General features: G+C 70.2%; 13 protein-coding genes. 4 read left to right on the top strand and 9 right to left on the bottom strand.

Annotated elements, in window-relative coordinates; translation table 11 throughout:
* Nucleotides 1-17: 17 nt before the first annotated feature.
* From I5731_RS08065 to I5731_RS08100, 8 genes are all read right to left on the bottom strand, one after another.
* Nucleotides 18-734, bottom strand: a complete 717-nt coding sequence (locus I5731_RS08065) for a sulfate transporter family protein (protein WP_197310849.1) — start codon at nucleotides 732-734, stop codon at nucleotides 18-20.
* 169 nt (nucleotides 735-903) lie between these two features.
* Nucleotides 904-1,971, bottom strand: coding sequence for an ABC transporter substrate-binding protein (locus tag I5731_RS08070; RefSeq protein ID WP_197310850.1), 1,068 nt, complete (start codon nucleotides 1,969-1,971; stop codon nucleotides 904-906).
* A 194-nt stretch (nucleotides 1,972-2,165) separates the two neighbouring features.
* Nucleotides 2,166-3,023 (bottom strand): ABC transporter permease, encoded by an 858-nt coding sequence (locus I5731_RS08075; protein WP_197310851.1) that lies wholly within the window; start codon nucleotides 3,021-3,023, stop codon nucleotides 2,166-2,168.
* A gap of 76 nt (nucleotides 3,024-3,099) precedes the next feature.
* On the bottom strand, nucleotides 3,100-3,864 hold the full coding sequence (locus tag I5731_RS08080; RefSeq protein ID WP_197310852.1) for an ABC transporter ATP-binding protein: 765 nt from the start codon (nucleotides 3,862-3,864) through the stop codon (nucleotides 3,100-3,102).
* A 213-nt stretch (nucleotides 3,865-4,077) separates the two neighbouring features.
* Nucleotides 4,078-6,513: a DNA topoisomerase (ATP-hydrolyzing) subunit B gene (gene gyrB, locus I5731_RS08085; protein WP_197310853.1), complete on the bottom strand. Its 2,436-nt coding sequence runs from the start codon at nucleotides 6,511-6,513 to the stop codon at nucleotides 4,078-4,080.
* Between the two features lie 283 nt (nucleotides 6,514-6,796).
* Nucleotides 6,797-7,990 (bottom strand): DNA replication/repair protein RecF, encoded by a 1,194-nt coding sequence (gene recF, locus I5731_RS08090; RefSeq protein ID WP_235981637.1) that lies wholly within the window; start codon nucleotides 7,988-7,990, stop codon nucleotides 6,797-6,799.
* Between the two features lie 50 nt (nucleotides 7,991-8,040).
* On the bottom strand, nucleotides 8,041-9,159 hold the full coding sequence (gene dnaN, locus I5731_RS08095; protein WP_197310854.1) for a DNA polymerase III subunit beta: 1,119 nt from the start codon (nucleotides 9,157-9,159) through the stop codon (nucleotides 8,041-8,043).
* A gap of 304 nt (nucleotides 9,160-9,463) precedes the next feature.
* Nucleotides 9,464-10,801 carry a dicarboxylate/amino acid:cation symporter gene (locus I5731_RS08100; RefSeq protein WP_197310855.1) on the bottom strand — a complete coding sequence of 446 codons (1,338 nt, stop codon included), beginning with the start codon at nucleotides 10,799-10,801 and terminating at the stop codon, nucleotides 9,464-9,466.
* Between the two features lie 250 nt (nucleotides 10,802-11,051).
* On the opposite strand from I5731_RS08100, the gene I5731_RS08105 reads away from it, so the two are divergent.
* Entirely contained in the window at nucleotides 11,052-12,944 is a 1,893-nt protein-coding gene (locus tag I5731_RS08105) for a sensor histidine kinase (RefSeq protein WP_197310856.1), read from the top strand.
* A 10-nt stretch (nucleotides 12,945-12,954) separates the two neighbouring features.
* Nucleotides 12,955-14,394, top strand: a complete 1,440-nt coding sequence (locus tag I5731_RS08110; RefSeq protein ID WP_197310857.1) for a sigma-54-dependent transcriptional regulator — start codon at nucleotides 12,955-12,957, stop codon at nucleotides 14,392-14,394.
* A 23-nt stretch (nucleotides 14,395-14,417) separates the two neighbouring features.
* Here the strand turns inward: I5731_RS08110 and I5731_RS08115 are convergent, their stop codons facing one another.
* Complete coding sequence (locus I5731_RS08115; protein ID WP_197310858.1) at nucleotides 14,418-15,191, bottom strand: SDR family oxidoreductase; 774 nt, start codon at nucleotides 15,189-15,191, stop codon at nucleotides 14,418-14,420.
* 660 nt (nucleotides 15,192-15,851) lie between these two features.
* On the opposite strand from I5731_RS08115, the gene hemE reads away from it, so the two are divergent.
* Both hemE and hemJ read left to right on the top strand, forming a co-directional pair.
* Nucleotides 15,852-16,895, top strand: a complete 1,044-nt coding sequence (gene hemE / locus I5731_RS08120) for a uroporphyrinogen decarboxylase (protein ID WP_197310859.1) — start codon at nucleotides 15,852-15,854, stop codon at nucleotides 16,893-16,895.
* Nucleotides 16,896-16,923: 28 nt separating this feature from the next.
* On the top strand, nucleotides 16,924-17,352 hold the full coding sequence (gene hemJ, locus I5731_RS08125; protein ID WP_197310860.1) for a protoporphyrinogen oxidase HemJ: 429 nt from the start codon (nucleotides 16,924-16,926) through the stop codon (nucleotides 17,350-17,352).
* The last annotated feature ends 182 nt before the right edge of the window (nucleotides 17,353-17,534 follow it).

Consider the following 17,534-nt stretch of genomic DNA (forward strand, 5'->3'; position numbering starts at 1 on the left):
CTCGTCGTTCGCCGCGATCATGGCGAGCGCCGTCCGCCGTCCGCCAGTGCACTTTCGGTCGCCGGCTTCATCGGCCGGCTGCCGACGATGCGCTTGTGCACGTGCACCATCAGCGCCGTGGCGAACAGCGGCGTCAAAAGGTTGACGATCGGGATCGCGAGGATGAAGGCGATGCCGAGCCCGGCGAAGAACAGCCGCGCCGCATGGCGGTTGCGCAGCTCGGCCACCGTCTCGCGCGGATGAAACCGGCCGGCGGCCTGCTCGAAATACTCGCGGCCGAGCAGGTAGCCGTTGGCAAAGAAGAAGGCGATGACGTTGATGCCCGGCAGCAGCACGAGCAGCAGCACCAGCACGTTGACGGTGATGACCAGCGCCGTGAAGCGGATGGCGGAGAGGATCGCCTGGCCGGTCGGCACCGGCACGCCGGGCGGGTCGGCGGGATAATAGGTGCGCTCGACCGCCTCGGCGACGTCGTCGAGGAACAGGCCGGCGAACATCGCCGAGACCGGCGCGATCAGGAAGCCGAGGCCGATGACGAGACCGACGCCGGTGAGGATCTCGACCGTCGTCTGCAGCCACGGCCAGGGCAGCGTCACGAAGTGGTTGAAAGTGGCGTAGACCGTCGCCCAGACCGCCGCGAGCATCGCGATGGTGAGGCCGAGGGCGCGCCACAGCACCGCGCGGAACGGCGGCGAGAAGATCTGGGTGACGGCGAGGGAGGCGGCTTGCAGCATCGGGGCATCCGGCCGGGAGCCGACGATCCGGCGCCGCCCGGTCGTTCCGGCGCCGCGATTGAGATAGGCGGGCGGCGGGGCGGCCACAAGGCGGGACCGCGATCCCGCATCAGGGCGCCGGGCGCCGCACCCCCGCGAGGGTCCGGCGCCCGGCGAGTTTCCTGCGTGGTTACGGCGCCTTGGCGGCTTCGATGTCGAGGCCTTCCCAGGCCTTCAGCACGATCTCGTCGGTGAGGATGGTCGAGAGGTCGACCGGGCCGGCGAGCGCCTGCTGCTCGCCTTCGCCGAGCTGCAGATAGTCCATGTAGACGGTCCAGGCGGCGGGGATGAAGGTGCCGTGCTGCGTCACGCTGGACGGGGCGGTGTAGTAGGTCTGCACCAGCGCCCAGAACTCCGGCGCCACCGGGTTGTCGCCGAGCGAGGCTGCGGCGTACTTGGTCTTCAGCAGCTCGAAGGCGGCGTCCGAGTTGGCCATGCCCCAGGCCCAGCCCTTCAGCGTGGCGCGGACGAACTTCGCCAGCGTCTCCGGATCGGCCTCGAAGGTCTCGGCGGTCACCGACAGCGCGTCGCCGGGGAAGGCGGCGATCGCGGCCGGGGTGATCGAGCGGGTCGGGATGCCCTGCGCCGGGATCAGCAGCAGGTCGCGCTTGGCGCCCGCATAGGCCTGGATGCGGTCTTCGGTGAACGAGCGGATCGTGGTCGGATCGCCCTCGCCCGCGACGACGAGCTTGACGTCGGCGCCCTCCTGCAGGCCCGCCTCGACGATCGAGGCGCGTGTCATCGGCACTTCGCCGCCGGCGAGGTCGGAGAGGCCGATGGTCTTGCCCTTCATGTCGGCCATCGTCTTAACCGCGCTGTCGGCGGGGACGACGATGTCGAAGGTGTCGGGGTAGTAGATCTGCATGATCGCCTTCAGCGGGAAGCCGCGCTGGACGGTCTGCATGGTGGCGGCCGAGGAGAAGATGCCCCAGTCGACGTTGCCGGCGGCGAGCTGGCGGGCGGCGTCGGACGAGCCCTTGGAATAGTTGAGCGTCACGTCGAGGCCTTCCTCGACATAGAAGCCCTTTTCCATCGCCATGAAGACCGGGAACATCTGCGCCGTCGGGCCGCCCTGGGCGGTGACGCCGGCGAACTTCTTCAGCTCCTGGGCGAGGGCGGTGGCCTGGGGCGCGACGACGAGCAGGCTGGCGAGGGTGAGGGGGCCGGCGAGACTGCGGATGCGGGAAACGAAGGACATGAACGTCGATCTCCGGGGTTGGTGGCTGGTCCCTGCCGCGTCTTCGCCGCCGCCCCGGTGGGGCGGTCAGGCGTGGCGCGGTCTGGTGCTTGCCCGCCGCCCCGCCCGGCCATGGACGCGGCGGGCGGGCGGCGGGAGAGGGTTGCGGGATCCGCGGCCTGCCGGTGCGAACCGGCCCGCGGATTCCCGTGCCGTCAGAGCTGCTTCCAGAACACGATCCGGCTCTCGAGCCATTCGATGAACTGGTAGACGAACAGCGTGAACAGCGAGAGCAGGATGATCAGCGAGAACACGCCGGCGATATCGAGCTGGAAGTTCATCGCGTAGATCAGGTAGCCGATGCCGGCCGAGGCGCCGACGAACTCGCCGACGATCACGCCGAGCACGGCGAGCGTCCAGCACAGCTTGACGCCGGCCATCATGATCGGCAGCGCATTCGGCAGCAGCAGGTAGCGGAAGGTCTTCCAGCGCCCCGCCGTCAGCGAGCGCATCAGCTTCACGGCGTTGGGGTCGACCGAGGTCATGCCGGTCAGCGTGTTGAGGAACATCGGGAAGAAGCTCATCACCACGGCGATGGCGATCTTCGAGGCCTGGTCGAAGCCGAACCAGGTGATGAAGATCGGCGCCAGCACGATCTTCGGCGGCGCCTGCAGCGCGACGAGATAGGGATAGATCGTCGCCCGCACCGGCTCGAACATCGCCACCGAGATGCCGAGGATCGCCCCGCTGCTGAGGCCGAACAGGAAGCCCCAGAAGATCTCCTGCAGCGTCACCGACACGTTCGGCCAGAAGTAGGCGGCGCTCATCACGCGGCCGGTCGCCCAGAAGGTGTCGATCGGCGAGGGGATGATCAGCTTGTGCACGAAGCCGGCTTCGGTGGCGACGTGCCAGACCAGCAGCACGAACAGGCCGAAGCTGGTCGCCAGCACCCGGTTGGTGAGGCGCTTGCGCCGCATGCGCCGGGACTCGGCGTCGACGAAACGGGAGATCGCGCCGTCGAGCGCGCGCGGCACGGCGGCGGACGCAGCGGGGGCGGTGTCGGCGATGGTCATCGGCGGGCTCCTCGCGGGGTGCGGGTCGACGGGCGGATGGCGCGCGGTGCGGCGGCGCTGGCGGGCGACGGGGCGCTCAATGGTCGACGCCCAGCATGCCGCGGATCTCGAACACGAGCTCGGCGTAGCGCGGGTCGCGCATCACGTCGGTGCGGCGCGGGCGCGGCAGGTCGATCTCGACGATGCCCTCGAGCCGGCCGGGGCGCGGCGTCATCACGAACACCCGGTCGGAGAGGAACACCGCCTCGCCGATGTTGTGGGTGACGAAGATCACGGTCTTGCGCGTCCGCTCCCAGATGCGCAGCAGCTCGATGTTCATGGTCTCGCGGGTGAATTCGTCGAGGGCGCCGAAGGGCTCGTCCATCAGCAGCACGCGCGGATCATGGGCGAGCAGCCGGGCGAGGCCGACGCGCTGGCGCATGCCGCCCGAGAGCTCCGACGGGTAGCGCTCGCCGAAGCCGTCGAGGCCGACCATCGACAGGAGTTCCGCGCAGCGCGCCTCCTGCTGCTTGCGCTCGAGGCCGAGGATGATGCCGGGGAGGAGCACGTTCTCGCGCACGGTGCGCCAGGGAAACAGCACCGAGGTCTGGAACATCATGCCGATGTCGGCGCGCGGCGCGTCGTGGTGCTTGCCGTCGAGCACCAGCGTGCCGTCGGTGCGCTCCTCGAGGCCGCCGAGGATCGACAGCAAGGTCGACTTGCCGCAACCGCTCGGCCCGACCAGCGAGACGAATTCGCCTTCCTCGATCCCGAACGAGACGTCCGACAGCGCGACCAGCGGCGCCGTCGCGGTCGCATAGACTTTGCTGACGTTCCGCCCCTCGATCAGACTTGCAGTCATACCCGCGCCCCATCGCCATTGCATGCAATCGTGTATGCAACGGCGGGGCCAGAATCAGAATGCTGATTTCGCAGGGATTTTCAGACGCCACCCGAGCGCCGGCGCCCGCATTCCGGCTTGATCCGGAGCGGCTGGGACCAAATTCTGGGCAATGCAGAGAAAACGGGCAGGGCGTCGGCGGCCCGGACGGCGGCCGACGCCCCTGCCCGCAGATCACACGTCGAGGTTCGAGACGCTCAGCGCGTTGGTCTGGATGAACTCGCGGCGGGGTTCGACCTCGTCGCCCATCAGGCGCTGGAAGATCTCGTCGGCTTCGACGGCCTCGTGCACCTTGACCTGCAGCAGCGAGCGGATCGAGGGGTCGAGGGTGGTTTCCCAGAGCTGGTCGGCGTTCATCTCGCCGAGGCCCTTGTAGCGCTGCATGGCGATGCCCTTGCGGCCGGCGGCGAAGATCGCTTCGAGCAGGGCACGCGGGCCGCGCACGGGGATCTCGACGTCCTTCCGGCGCAGCGTCGCCGCCTTGCCGTAGATCTCCTGCAGGTGGGCGGCGTGGCCGTCGAGCTTGCGCGCGTCGGCGGAGGAGAGCAGCGCCGGGTCGATCGCGGTCGCGTCCTTGACGCCGCGCACGGTGCGCTCGAACAGCAGCGTGCCGTCCTCGCGGGCGACGCCCTCCCAGCCGCGCTCGTATTCCTCGGCGAGGATATCGAGCCGGCGGGCGACGTAGGCGGCGGCGGTGAGCGCCTTGTCGTGGTTCGACAGGATCTCGGCGTTGAGCGCGCCGGCGATCGCCGCCTGCTCGACCACGGCGCGGTCGTAGCGGGTGTGCAGGCCGTCGAGCACGCCGCGGATCTGGCGGGCGCGCTGGGCGATGGCGCGCAGGTCGTCGCCGCCGCGCACCTCGCCATTGGCGAGCGACAGCAGCGTATCCTCGAGGCCCTGGTCGATCAGGAAGTCCTCCAGCGCGCGCTCGTCCTTCAGATACGTCTCGGACTTGCCGCGGGTGACCTTATAGAGCGGCGGCTGGGCGATGTAGATGTTGCCGCGCTCGATCAGCTGCGGCATCTGCCGGAAGAAAAAAGTCAGCAGCAGGGTGCGGATGTGGGCGCCGTCGACGTCGGCGTCCGTCATGATGATGATCTTGTGGTAGCGCAGCTTGTCGGCGTTGAACTCGTCGGCGCCGATCGAGGTGCCGAGCGCCGTGATCAGCGTGCCGATCTCGTTCGACGACAGCATCTTGTCGAAGCGGGCACGCTCGACGTTGAGGATCTTGCCGCGCAGCGGCAGGATCGCCTGGAATTCACGGCTGCGGCCCTGCTTGGCGGAGCCGCCGGCCGAGTCACCCTCGACGAGGAACAGCTCGGCCTTGGCCGGGTCGCGCTCCTGGCAGTCGGCGAGCTTGCCGGGCAGCGAGGCGACGTCGAGGGCGCCCTTGCGCCGGGTCAGCTCGCGCGCCTTGCGGGCGGCCTCGCGCGCCGCGGCGGCCTCGCAGACCTTGCCGATGATGATCTTGGCTTCCTGCGGGTGTTCCTCGAACCAGGTGCCGAAGGAGGCGTTGAGCGCGCCCTCGACGACCGGGCGAACCTCGGAGGAGACCAGCTTGTCCTTGGTCTGCGACGAAAACTTCGGGTCCGGCACCTTGACCGAGAGGACGCAGGTCAGCCCCTCGCGGCAGTCGTCGCCAGTGATCGTCACCTTCTCGCGCTTGGCGATGCCGCTGACCTCGGCGTAGCTCGTCACCTGCCTTGTCAGCGCGGCGCGGAAGCCGGCGAGGTGGGTGCCGCCGTCGCGCTGCGGGATGTTGTTGGTAAAGCAGAGCACATTCTCGTGGTAGCTCTCGTTCCACCACAGCGCCGCCTCGACGACGATGCCGTCCTTCGTCGTCGTGAAGGCGGTGATCGGCCGCTGGGTCAGCGGCTTCTTCGAGCGGTCGAGATAGCGCACGAAGGCCTCGAGGCCGCCGTCGTAGTGCAGCTCCTCGACCTTCGGCTCGACACCGCGCAGATCCGACAGCACGATCCGGACGCCGGAGTTGAGGAAGGCGAGCTCGCGCAGGCGCCGCTCCAGCGTCGCAAAATCGAAGTCGGTGACGCCCTTGAAGGTCTCAAGGCTCGGCAGGAAGGTGATCTTGGTGCCGTTGCGGCCGGGCGCCTCGCCGACGATCTCGAGCGGGCCGTCGGCATTGCCATAGCTGAAGGTCATGGCGTGCAGCTTGCCGCCGCGGCGGATCTCCAGCTTCAGCCAGGCCGAGAGCGCGTTCACCACCGAGACGCCGACGCCGTGCAGGCCGCCGGAGACCTTGTAGGCGTCCTGGTTGAACTTACCGCCGGCGTGCAGCTGGGTCATGATGACCTCGGCCGCCGAGACGCCTTCCTCGGTGTGGATGTCGGTCGGGATGCCGCGGCCGTCGTCGGTGACGGTGCAGGAGCCGTCGGCGTTGAGCGTCACCGTGACGAGGTTGGCGTGGCCGGCCAGTGCCTCGTCGATGGCGTTGTCGACCACCTCGTAGACCATGTGGTGCAGGCCGGAGCCGTCGTCGGTGTCGCCGATGTACATGCCCGGGCGCTTGCGGACGGCATCGAGCCCCTTCAACACCTTGATGGACTGGGCGCCATAGTCGTCGGCAGCGGCATCGCGGACAGCATCGGTCATGAGATCAGTGGGCCTTTCCCGGGCTGGTTCCCGGTCCCGTCGGTTGGTCGCGCGTTCCTGTCGGGTTCGCGCCGCGGCCGTGTCGCGGCTTGCACCGCGGCGGCGTCGCGGCCCCCGGCGCACGTTACGGCGACAGTCGGGGGGGACGTTTCTGAGGTCTGGTCTTAGAGGGGTGTCGCCCCCTATTCAACAACCACCTCAAGCCTCGAATATATATGACGATTCCGGCCCTTTGGAGGCACCGGCGGCGCGCATTCTGGCACCGCCCCGGGTGATTCGGCGCCTAAGCGGCCGGATCGCCCTCGCCGAGCGGCACGAGGCGGCCGCCGCGCGCCTCGAAAACCGCCGCCCGGTCGCCGAGTTCGGCGAAGGCGGCGGCGTCGGTGCCGGTCATGAACCACTGCCCGCCGAGACGCTCCAGGCGGTCGTAGAGCGCGGCGCGGCGCAGCGGATCGAGGTGCGCCGTCACCTCGTCGAGCAGCAGCACCGGCGTCGTGCCGGTGACCTCGGCGACGAGACGGGCCTGCGCCAGCACGAGGCCGATCAGCAGGCCTTTCTGCTCGCCGGTGGAGGAGAGCGCGGCGGGCATCTGCTTGGCGCTGTGCGCGACGAGCAACTCGGCGCGGTGCGGGCCGGCCAGAGCCCGGCCGGCGGCGCGGTCGCGGCTGCGGCCGGCGGCGAGGTCGCGGCGATACCAGTCCTCGACGTCGGTGGCGCTCGCGGTATCGAACGCCGCCTCGAAGGCGCCGTCGAGGCGCACGGCGGCGACTGGAAACGGCCCGTCGCCGTCGTCGGCGGCCGCGTCGGCCAGCACACGGGCGATGGCGGCGACGGTCTCGCGCCGGCCGGCCGCGACGGCGACGGCAAAGCCCGCGACCTGCTCCTCGACGGCATCGAGCCAGGCGGGGTCGCTGCGGAAATCCTCGAGCAGGCGGTTGCGCTCGGTGAGCGCCTTCTCGAAAGCGACGACGCGGCGGCCGTGCGCCGGATCGAGCGTCATCGCCATGCGGTCGAGGAAGCGGCGCCGGTCGCCGGCCGGGCCGGTGAAGAGGCCGTCCATCGCCGGCGTCAGCCAGACGAGGCGGAGATGGTCGGCGAGCACGTCGGAGCCCTTCGCGGCGACGCCGTCGACGCGCACCTGGCGCAGGCTGTCGCCGGGCTCGATGCCGGTGCCGAGCCGCACGGTGCCGAGCGCCCCGTCGAGGCGCGCCGCGACCGCAAAGCCCCCTGCCCCGCCGATCCGCGCGACATCGCGAAACGGCGCCCGGCGCAGGCCGCGGCCGGGCGAGAGGTAGGAGACCGCCTCGATCAGGTTGGTCTTGCCGGCGCCGTTCTCGCCGACGAGCACGACGGAGCGACCGCCGGCCTCGAGGTCGAGCGCCGCGTAGTTGCGGAAATCCGAAAGGCGCAGGTGGTCGATCGCGACGCGGAGCGCCGGGCCGGCGCCGTCTCGCCCGGTCTCCATGGCAGCGGTCATCGCGGCAGGTCCGGTGGCTGGCGCGGGATTCGGCCCGGCAACGCGGCCGGTCACACCCGCATCGGCATCAGCACGTAGAGCGTCTCGGCGTCGGCGGAGTCCTGGATCAAGGTCGGCGAACCCGGATCAGCGAGGCGGAACAGGGCCGTGTCGGTGGAGAGCTGGGCGGCGATGTCGAGCAGGTAGCGGGCGTTGAAGCCGATATCGAGCGGGTCGTCGTCGTATTCGACGTGGAGTTCCTCGGTGGCGCTGCCGGAATCCGGGTTGACCACGGTGAGCACCAGCTTGCCCTCGGAGAGGGTGAGCTTCACCGCGCGGCCGCGCTCGCTGGAGACGGTCGAGACGCGGTCGACGGCCTCGGCGAACTCGCTCTTGTCGACGCGCAGTTCCTTGTCGTTCGACTGCGGGATGACGCGGCCGTAGTCCGGGAAGGTGCCGTCGATCAGCTTGGACGTCAGGATCACCGCGCCGACGCTGATGCGGATCTTGGCGTCGGAGAGCTCGACGGTGACTTCCGCCTCCGGGTCCTCCAGCAGCTTCTGGATCTCGCCGACGGTCTTGCGCGGCACGATGATGCCGGGCATGCCGCGGGCGCCATCAGGAGCAGGCATGTTCGCCTGGGCGAGGCGGTGGCCGTCGGTGGCGACGGCGCGGAACTTCGACCCCGCCGGGGTGTCGACGGTGTGGAAGAAGATGCCGTTGAGATAGTAGCGGATCTCCTCGGTGGAGATCGCGAACTGAGTGCGGTCGATCAACCGCTTCAGTTCTTTCGCCGGCAGCGTGAAGCGGTGGCTGAGCTCGCCCACAGTGATGTCGGGGAAATCGCTCTCGGGCAGCATCTGCAGCGCGAAGCGCGAGCGGCCCGACAGGATGATCAGCGTGCCGCCGTCGCTCGACGTTTCCAGCGACACCTGCGAGCCGTCGGGTAGCTTGCGGACGATGTCGTAGAACATGTGCGCCGGCACCGTGGTGGCGCCCGGGCGCTCGACCATCGCCGGCACGGTCTCGAGCGCGTCGAGGTCGAGGTCGGTCGCCTTCAGCTGCACCTCGCCTTCCGACGCGCGGATCAGCACGTTGGAGAGGATCGGGATCGTGTTGCGGCGCTCCACGACGCGATGGACGTGGTTGAGCGACTTCAGGAGGTGCGTCCGCTCGAGGGTCACGCGCATCGCTAGGCTACCTGTGTTCTGTCTTGCGACCGACGCCGAAGCCCGTGCTGCGGCGTCTCGGGACGATCGGGGAGGGACGATCGGCGGTGCCGGTGCGGACCGGCCCGCCGGCGGGAGCGGCCCCGGCGGCGCGGCGCCGACGGAAGCCGCAAAATGGCGAGAACGACCTCAAAAGGCAAGAGCCCGCCGACCATTGGCCGGGAAGCGGGGGCGGCGCGGCAGGCCCGGAAGACGACGAAGCCCGCAGCAGCGCCGCGGGCTTCGTTCGTTGATCGGGGCGAGACGGGGCGCACCGCCCCGGCCGTCACTCCGCGGGCTGGGCGGCCGGGAGCGGGTAGGCGGCGGGCTTGACCGGCCGGGCGAGCGCGGCCTCGAGCTTCTCGGTGTCGAGCTCGCCTTCCCAGCGGGCGACGACGAGGGTTGCGACCGCGTTGCCGACGAGGTTGGTGAGGGCGCGGCACTCGGACATGAAGCGGTCGATGCCGAGGATCAGCGCCATGCCGGCAACCGGGACGGCGGGAACCACCGACAGCGTCGCGGCGAGGGTGATGAAGCCGGCGCCGGTGATGCCGGCGGCGCCCTTCGAGCTCAGCATCGCGACGAGGAGCAGCAGCACCTGGTCGCCGAGCGAGAGGTCGATGTTGGTCGCCTGGGCGATGAACAGCGCGGCGAGCGTCATGTAGATGTTGGTGCCGTCGAGGTTGAACGAATAGCCGGTGGGCACGACGAGGCCGACGACCGACTTCTTCGCGCCGGCGCGTTCCATCTTCTCCATCAGCGTCGGCAGGGCTGCTTCCGACGACGATGTGCCGAGCACGAGCAGCAACTCTTCCTTGATGTAGCGGAGCAGCGCAACGATCGAGAAGCCGTTGTAGCGGCAGACCGCGCCGAGCACGATGAACACGAACAGGAAGGCGGTGATGTAGAAGGTGCCGATCAGCATGGCGAGGTTGGCGACCGAGCCGATGCCGTATTTGCCGATGGTGAAGGCCATCGCGCCGAAGGCGCCGATCGGGGCGGCCTTCATCAGGATCGCAACCAGCTTGAACACCGGGGTCGACAGCGCCTGCAGGAAGGCCAGCACCGGTGCACCCTTCTCGCCGACGGTGGCGAGCGCGATGCCGAACAGCACGGCGACGAACAGCACCTGCAGGATGTCGCCGCCGACCAGCGGCGAGACGATCGTGGTCGGGATAATGCCGGTGAGGAAGCCGGTGATGGTCTGCTCGTGCGCCTTGTCGGCGTAGGTCGCGACCGCCGCCGGATCGAGCGAGGCGGGGTCGATGTTGAGGCCGGCGCCCGGCTGCACCACGTTGGCGACGATCAGGCCGATGATCAGGGCGAGCGTCGAGAAGGTGAGGAAATAGAGCATCGCCTTGCCGGCGACGCGGCCGACCTTCTTCATGTCGGTCATGCCGGCGATGCCGGTGACGACGGTGAGGAAGATCACCGGGGCGATGATCATCTTGACCAGCTTGATGAAGCCGTCGCCGAGCGGCTTCAGGCTGGCGCCGAAGTCCGGATAGAAATGGCCGAGCAGCATGCCGGCGGCGATCGCCACCAGCACCTGGACGTAGAGCTGGCGGTAGAGCGGGATCTTCTCGCGCGGATGGATATCCGAGCTGTGCGGCACGGCAATCATGGGATCCTCCCTGGTCGATCCCGTCCTGCCGCGGCATGGCCGGCGGTGCCGAGATCACTTGTCGAAATTGCCCGGCGCCTCCGCATCCGGACGCAGCCCTATCGGCAAGCGGCGTGCCAGAGGATTCGCTGTCCTCAACCGATTGAATCGACGACGTATTTTTGTGCGCCTTGCATATGCCACCCGCCATTGTGCGGATTTCCGCATGCGTTGACTTGCGGTTTGTCCGGAAAACTGCACAGATTGCGCGATGTCCAAGACCAGCACCGGCCCCCTTTTCGCTGGCCCGCTGCGCCGCTCCGGCGGCCGCCGGCGGCTGGCGCTCGTGGCGGTGATCGCCGTCACGATCGGCGGGCTCGCGGCGCTGGCGGGGTGGATCGCGGCCGACGGCGCGCGGGCCGGGGTTGCGGACCGGGCGGGCACGGCGGCGCTGCAGAGCACCGAACTGCTGCGCGCCGAGCTCGACAAGCAGCGCGCGGTGGCCGGGGTGCTCGCGGCCGATCCGGAGTTCGCTGCGGCGGTCGCCGCCCCCGGCCGGCCGCCGCAGCCGCGGCTCGACCGGCGGCTGGCGGCGATCGCCGCCGCGAGCCGGGCCTCGGTGATCTATCTGCTCGATGCCGACGGCGTCACCATCGCCGCCAGCAACGCCGGGCGACCCGACAGCTTCGTCGGCAGCGACTATCGCTTCCGCCCCTATTTCCGCGACGCGGTGGCGAGCGGGGCGGCCGAGCACTATGCGCTCGGCACGGTCAGCCGGCGGCCCGGGCTCTACATCGGCCGGCGCGTCGAGACGGGCGGGCGACCGGGCGTCCTCGTGGTGAAGGTCGAGTTCGACGGCGTCGAGGCGGCCTGGCGGCTCGGCGGCGACACGATCTACGTCACCGACCCGCGCGGCATCGTGCTCGCCACCAGCGTGCCGGACTGGCGGTTTCGCGCGACGCGGCCGATCGGGCCGGACGAGGCGGCGGCGATCCGCGACAGCCTGCAGTTCGGCGACGCGTCGCTGACGCCGCTGCCGGTGGCCGCCGTGGACGGGACGGGCGACGCGCTGCCGGCGGCGGGATCGGCGGCGACCCGCGTGCAGGCGAGCCTGCCCGATCGCCGGCCGGTAGAGTTCATGGCGGCGCGGGTGCCGGTGAACGGAACCGGCTGGCAGCTGACGCTGCTCGCGCCGACCGGCGCGCCGGTCGCGGCGGCGCGGCGGCAGGCGCAGGCCGGTACGGTGGCGGCCCTGCTGCTGCTTTGCGTCGGCGGGGCTTCGCTGGTCCGCCGGCGAAGCCGCGCACTGGAGCGGGCGGCGGCCGCGGCGAACGCGCAGGCGCTGCTCGAGGAGCGGGTCGCCGCGCGGACCCAGGAACTCAGCGCCGCCAACGCGCGGCTCGAGGCCGAAAGCGCCGAGCGCCGGCGCGCCGAAGCGAAGCTGCAGGAGGTGTCGGACCGCTTCCTGCAGGCGAACCGGCTGGCGATCCTCGGCCAGATCGCCGCCGGTGTCGCGCACGAGGTCAACCAGCCGGTGGCGGCGATCCGCAGCTTCGCCGGCAACGCCGCGACGCTGCTCCAGCGCGGCGATACCGCCGCCGTCGCCGAGAACCTCGGCTTCGTCGGCGAACTCGCCGACCGGATCGGCACCATCACCGAGGGCCTGCGCGGCTTCGCCGCCAAGGGGTCGGGCGACATCGGCCCGACTTCGGTGGCGGATGCCGCCGACGGCGCACTGCTGCTGATCTCGCCGAAGCTCGGCAGCGGCCGGGTGGAGCTGCAGCGCAGCGGGTTCGAGGCGCCGGTGCAGGCGCGCGCCAACCGGCAGCGGCTGGAGCAGGTGCTGGTCAACCTGCTGCGCAATGCGATCGAAGCGATCGAATCGCGCGCCGCCACCAACTCGGACACTCCCGCCGGCATCGTCCAACTTCGGCTCGACGCCGCTGCCGCCGAGGTGCGCCTCACCGTCGCGGACAACGGGCCCGGCATTCCCGAGGCGGTGATGGCGACGCTGTTCACGCCGTTCAGCACGACAAAGCCGCGCGGGCTCGGCCTCGGCCTCGTCATCTGCAACGACATCGTCACCAGCTTCGGCGGCCGGCTGGCGGTGGAAAGCTCGCCCGCCGGCACGACGGCCGTCATCCACCTGCAGCGGACACCATGAGGAGGGTCGCATGAGCCGCATCGCGCCGGACGGCGGGCGACCCGCCGCGGCCACCGCGTCACCCGGCCGTGCGGAGCCGACGCCAGTCGCCTTCGTCGACGACGACGCGATGCTGCGCCGGGCCAACGTGCAGAGCCTCGAGCTCGGCGGCTTTGCCGCGACGGGCTTTGCCTCGGCGGAGGACGCGCTGGCGGCGATCGGGCCGGACTATCCCGGCGTCGTTGTCACCGACATCCGCATGCCGAAGATGGACGGGCTGCAATTGCAGCGGGCGCTCGGCCAGCGCGATGCGGACCTTCCCGTCATCCTCGTCACCGGCCACGGCGACGTCGAGATGGCGGTCGCGGCCCTGCAGGACGGCGCCTACGACTTCATCGCCAAGCCATATCCGCCCGAGCGCCTGCTGCGCAGCGTCACTCGCGCCGCCGAAAAGCGGCGGCTGGTGCTAGAGAACCGCGCCTTGCGCCAGCGCGCGGCGTCCACCCTCGACGATGGCCCGCTGATCGGCGAGACGCCGGCGATGCGCCGACTGCGCGCGACGCTGCGCCAGATCGCCGACGCCGACGTCGATGTGCTGGTCGCCGGCGAGACCGGCAGCGGCAAGGAGGTGGTCGCCCGGCTGCTGCACGACTGGAGCAGCCGGCGCCGGCACGGCCATTTCGTCGCGCTCAACTGCGCCGCGCTTCCTGAAAGCGTCATCGAGAGCGAGCTGTTCGGCCACGAGAGCGGCGCCTTCACCGGGGCGCAGAAGAAGCGCATCGGGCGGATCGAGCACGCGAGCGGCGGCACGCTGTTCTTCGACGAGATCGAGAGCATGCCGCTGCCGACGCAGGTGAAGCTGCTGCGCGTGCTGGAGGGGCGCGAGGTGGCGCCGCTCGGCACCAACGACGTGCGCCCCGTCGACCTCCGCGTCGTCGCCGCCGCCAAGGTCGACCTCGGCGACCCGGCCCAGCGCGGCGACTTTCGCGAGGACCTCTACTACCGGCTCAACGTCGTCACCGTGTCGATCCCGCCGCTGCGCGAGCGCCGCGCCGACATCCCGCTGCTGTTCGGCCATTTCCTCGCCCGCGCCGCCGAACGGTTTCGGCGCGAGGTGCCGCCGATCGACGCCGGGCTGCGGCGCCATCTCGACACCCACGCCTGGCCCGGCAACGTGCGCGAGCTCGTGCATTTTGCCGAGCGCTGCGTGCTCGGGATCGGCGAGCCGGAACCGGCCGCGGCATTTCCTGAAAGTCCGTCGACCGTCGCACCGGCAGGTGCGACCCTGCCCGAGACCGGCGCGCTGCCCGACTGGGTCGAGGCGGCGGAGGGACGGCTGATCCGCGCGGCGCTCGAAGCGACCGGCGGTGACGTGCGCCGGACGATCCAGCGGCTCGGCATCCCGCGCAAGACCTTCTACGACAAGCTGGCGCGGCACGGCCTGCGGCGGGCGGACTTCGAGGACGGCTGAGGCTTGTCGAAGGCCGCGAAAAGTCAGCCGCGCCCAACCAGCGGCATCGCCGTCGCCATCACCGTCATGGTGAGCACGTTCGCCTCCAGCGGCAGGCTCGCCATGTAGACCACCGCGTCGCCGATGTGGCGGGCGGGGATGGTCGGTTCGGTGGCGATGCGGCCGTCGGCCTGCAGCACGCCCTTCGCCATCTTCTCGGTCATCTCGGTCGCGGCGTTGCCGATGTCGATCTGGCCGCAGGCGATGTCGAAGGCCCGGCCGTCGAGGGCGGTCGACTTTGTCAGCCCGGTGATCGCATGCTTCGTCGCGGTGTAGGGCGCCGAATGCGGTCGCGGCGTCGAGGCGGAGATCGAGCCGTTGTTGATGATGCGGCCGCCGCGCGGGCGCTGCGCCTTCATCAGCCGCATCGCCTGCTGGGTGCAGAGGAAGGCGCCGGTAAGGTTGGCCGAGACGACGCTCGACCATTGCGCGAAGCTGAGTTCCTCCATCGGGATCGCCGGCACGTTGCTGCCGGCGTTGTTGACGAGGAGGTCGAGCCGGCCGAAGCGCGCCTCGATCGCGGCGAACAGGGCGACGACCGCGTCGGGATCGCCGACGTCGGCGGCGATCGGCACTACGGTGCCGGCGGTCTCGGCGCCGAGCGCCGCGGCGGCATCTTCGAGCACCGCGATGCGGCGCCCGGAGATCACGACGGTAAAGCCCGCACCGAGCAGCGCGGCGCTGATCGCGCGGCCGACCCCGGTGCCGCCGCCGGTCACCAGCGCGATTTTCGCCTCGGCCCCCTCCGTCGTCGCCATTGCCCGATCCTCTCCATGTTCGCGGCGCGTCACCCCGGCGGCGACTGTCCACGGCGCTGTCTCCGGCGTCAACGGGTGAGGCCGGATGGCCCGGCCGGCGGCCGACCCGGTCGGTTGCACCCTTTCGGCAGCGCCCGAAAAACGAGTCGGATCCGGAACGAGCGTGGTGGCAGACCGGCTGCGGCGACCTCCGCGCGGGATTGATCCACAGCCTGGCCCGCGTTCGCGACGCGGAGGCGGACAAGTCGGCGAGAGTCCGGCAGCGGCCGCCCGCCTCTCCCCGGCGGGCGAATCCGTCCACAGAAGTGACCCGGACGCGGTCGATCTCGCCGGACCCCGGGACAAGCTGGAAAGACTCAGTGAATTCCGCCCGCGTCCGGAAACTGGGCCGGGTTGTCCACATGTCGTCCCCGGCGGCGCGGCGGCGGGCAGGGCGGCGCAAGTCATTCGAATCGGTAGCGAAACATCGCGATCAGCCGCACTGTCCCACCGAGCCGGGCAAAACGGCCCCCGATCGGTCCGCCCTGCGGCATCGACCCGCCCGGACGGCGAACGGATTGTGGACGGCCCCCTATCCCTGTTATCCACGGCCCTAACAGAAACAACAGATTCAAATCTTTCTTAGAATCTTTGTTTTCAGAGTTGTGGGAACGCTGTCCGATGATCGATGCCAGCCGCACGCGGCGCCTGATCCGCACTCTCGACGGCGAAGCCGGTCCGCCACCGATCTGGATGATGCGGCAAGCCGGCCGCTATCTGCCGGAGTACCGGGCGACCCGGGCCGACGCCGGCAGCTTCCTCGACCTCTGCTTCAACCCGAAGCTCGCCACCGAGGTCACGTTGCAGCCGATCCGCCGTTTTGGCTTCGATGCGGCGATCCTGTTTTCCGACATCCTCGTCATCCCGCATGCGCTCGGCCAGGGCGTACGCTTCGTCGAGGGCGAAGGCCCGCGGCTCGATCCGATCGATCTCGACCGGGTGGACGAGCTCGACCCGACCACGGTGGTGGAGCGGCTTGGAGCGGTGCTGGAGACCGTCGGCCGGGTCCGGGCGGCCCTGCCGGCCGAGACGGCGCTGCTCGGCTTCTGCGGCGCCCCCTGGACCGTGGCGACCTACATGATCGCCGGGCGCGGCACGCCGGACCAGATGCCGGCCCGCCGGGCGATGCTGACCCAGCCCGCCGCCTTCGACCGGCTGATCGAGATCCTCGTCGAATCGTCGATCGCCTATCTGGTGGCGCAATTGCGCGCCGGCGCCGATGCCGTGCAGGTGTTCGACAGCTGGTCGGGCACGCTCGACGACATCGGCTTTGCCCGCGCGGCGATGGAGCCGATGCGGCGGATCGTCGAGGGCGTCCGGGCGGAAGTGCCGGGCGCGCGCATCATCGGCTTCCCGAAGGGCGCCGGCGCGCATCTGCCGGCCTATGTCGCGGCGACCGGGGTGACGGCCGTCGGCCTCGATTGGGGTGTGCCGCTGGCGTTCGCCCGCGACGTGGTGCAGCCGCTCTGCCCGGTGCAGGGCAATCTCGATCCGCTGCGCCTCGTCGTCGGCGGCGCGGGGCTGGACGAGGGCGTCGACGCGGTGCTCGAGGCGCTCGCCGGGCGGCCGTTCGTGTTCAACCTTGGCCACGGCATCACGCCGGACGCGCCGGTCGAGCACGTCGGGCGGATGGTCGACCGGGTGCGCGCCTGGCAGCCGGGCTGAGCGCGGCGAACGAACGAGGGGCGCGGCGATGTACGACTGGCTGAAGGCGCTGCACATCATCGCGATGGTCGCCTGGATGGCGGGGCTGTTCTACCTGCCGCGGCTGTTCGTCTATCACGCCGACGCCACCCCCGGCTCCGAGTTCTCCGAGACGCTGAAGATCATGGAACGCCGGCTGCTGCGCGCCATCATGGAGCCGGCGATGGGGGCGACCTGGCTGTTCGGGCTCTGGCTGGCGTTTTATGCCGGCTGGTTCACATCCGGGGCGTGGTGGATCTGGATCAAGCTCGGCTTCGTCGTCGCGATGAGCGGCTTCCACAGCGCGCTGAAAGTCTGGCAGCGCGATTTCGCCGCCGACCGCAACACCCGGCCCGGCCGCTTCTACCGGATCGCCAACGAGGTGCCGACGCTGCTGCTGATCGCCATCGTGCTGCTCGTGGTGCTGAAGCCGTTCTGAGCGTCGTCCGGGACCGGGCTGCTTTTCTCGCCCATTCGTGCGTGATGCGGCCCGATCTGCGGCAGGGAGACGCTTGTCGAGACGGAACTTAGCGACTATATCCGTCGGGTACCTGTTTGACGCGGACGGGCACGGCGCGATTCGGTTCGGTCTGAACCGACAAGATCGGCCGGTCGCCCAGT

Origin of the sequence: Methylobrevis albus, from assembly GCF_015904235.1 — a bacterium.
GTDB classification, from domain to species: domain Bacteria; phylum Pseudomonadota; class Alphaproteobacteria; order Rhizobiales; family Pleomorphomonadaceae; genus Methylobrevis_A; species Methylobrevis_A albus.

Excerpts from the sequence above, each read along its gene's own strand:
- I5731_RS08065 (WP_197310849.1), bottom strand. The coding sequence starts at position 734 with ATGCTGCAAGCCGCCTCCCTCGCCGTCACCCAGATCTTCTCGCCGCCG.
- I5731_RS08070 (WP_197310850.1), bottom strand. The coding sequence starts at position 1,971 with ATGTCCTTCGTTTCCCGCATCCGCAGTCTCGCCGGCCCCCTCACCCTC.
- I5731_RS08075 (WP_197310851.1), bottom strand. The coding sequence starts at position 3,023 with ATGACCATCGCCGACACCGCCCCCGCTGCGTCCGCCGCCGTGCCGCGC.
- I5731_RS08080 (WP_197310852.1), bottom strand. The coding sequence starts at position 3,864 with ATGACTGCAAGTCTGATCGAGGGGCGGAACGTCAGCAAAGTCTATGCG.
- gyrB (WP_197310853.1), bottom strand. The coding sequence starts at position 6,513 with ATGACCGATGCTGTCCGCGATGCCGCTGCCGACGACTATGGCGCCCAG.
- recF (WP_235981637.1), bottom strand. The coding sequence starts at position 7,990 with ATGACCGCTGCCATGGAGACCGGGCGAGACGGCGCCGGCCCGGCGCTC.
- dnaN (WP_197310854.1), bottom strand. The coding sequence starts at position 9,159 with ATGCGCGTGACCCTCGAGCGGACGCACCTCCTGAAGTCGCTCAACCAC.
- I5731_RS08100 (WP_197310855.1), bottom strand. The coding sequence starts at position 10,801 with ATGATTGCCGTGCCGCACAGCTCGGATATCCATCCGCGCGAGAAGATC.
- I5731_RS08105 (WP_197310856.1), top strand. The coding sequence starts at position 11,052 with ATGTCCAAGACCAGCACCGGCCCCCTTTTCGCTGGCCCGCTGCGCCGC.
- I5731_RS08110 (WP_197310857.1), top strand. The coding sequence starts at position 12,955 with ATGAGCCGCATCGCGCCGGACGGCGGGCGACCCGCCGCGGCCACCGCG.
- I5731_RS08115 (WP_197310858.1), bottom strand. The coding sequence starts at position 15,191 with ATGGCGACGACGGAGGGGGCCGAGGCGAAAATCGCGCTGGTGACCGGC.
- hemE (WP_197310859.1), top strand. The coding sequence starts at position 15,852 with ATGATCGATGCCAGCCGCACGCGGCGCCTGATCCGCACTCTCGACGGC.
- hemJ (WP_197310860.1), top strand. The coding sequence starts at position 16,924 with ATGTACGACTGGCTGAAGGCGCTGCACATCATCGCGATGGTCGCCTGG.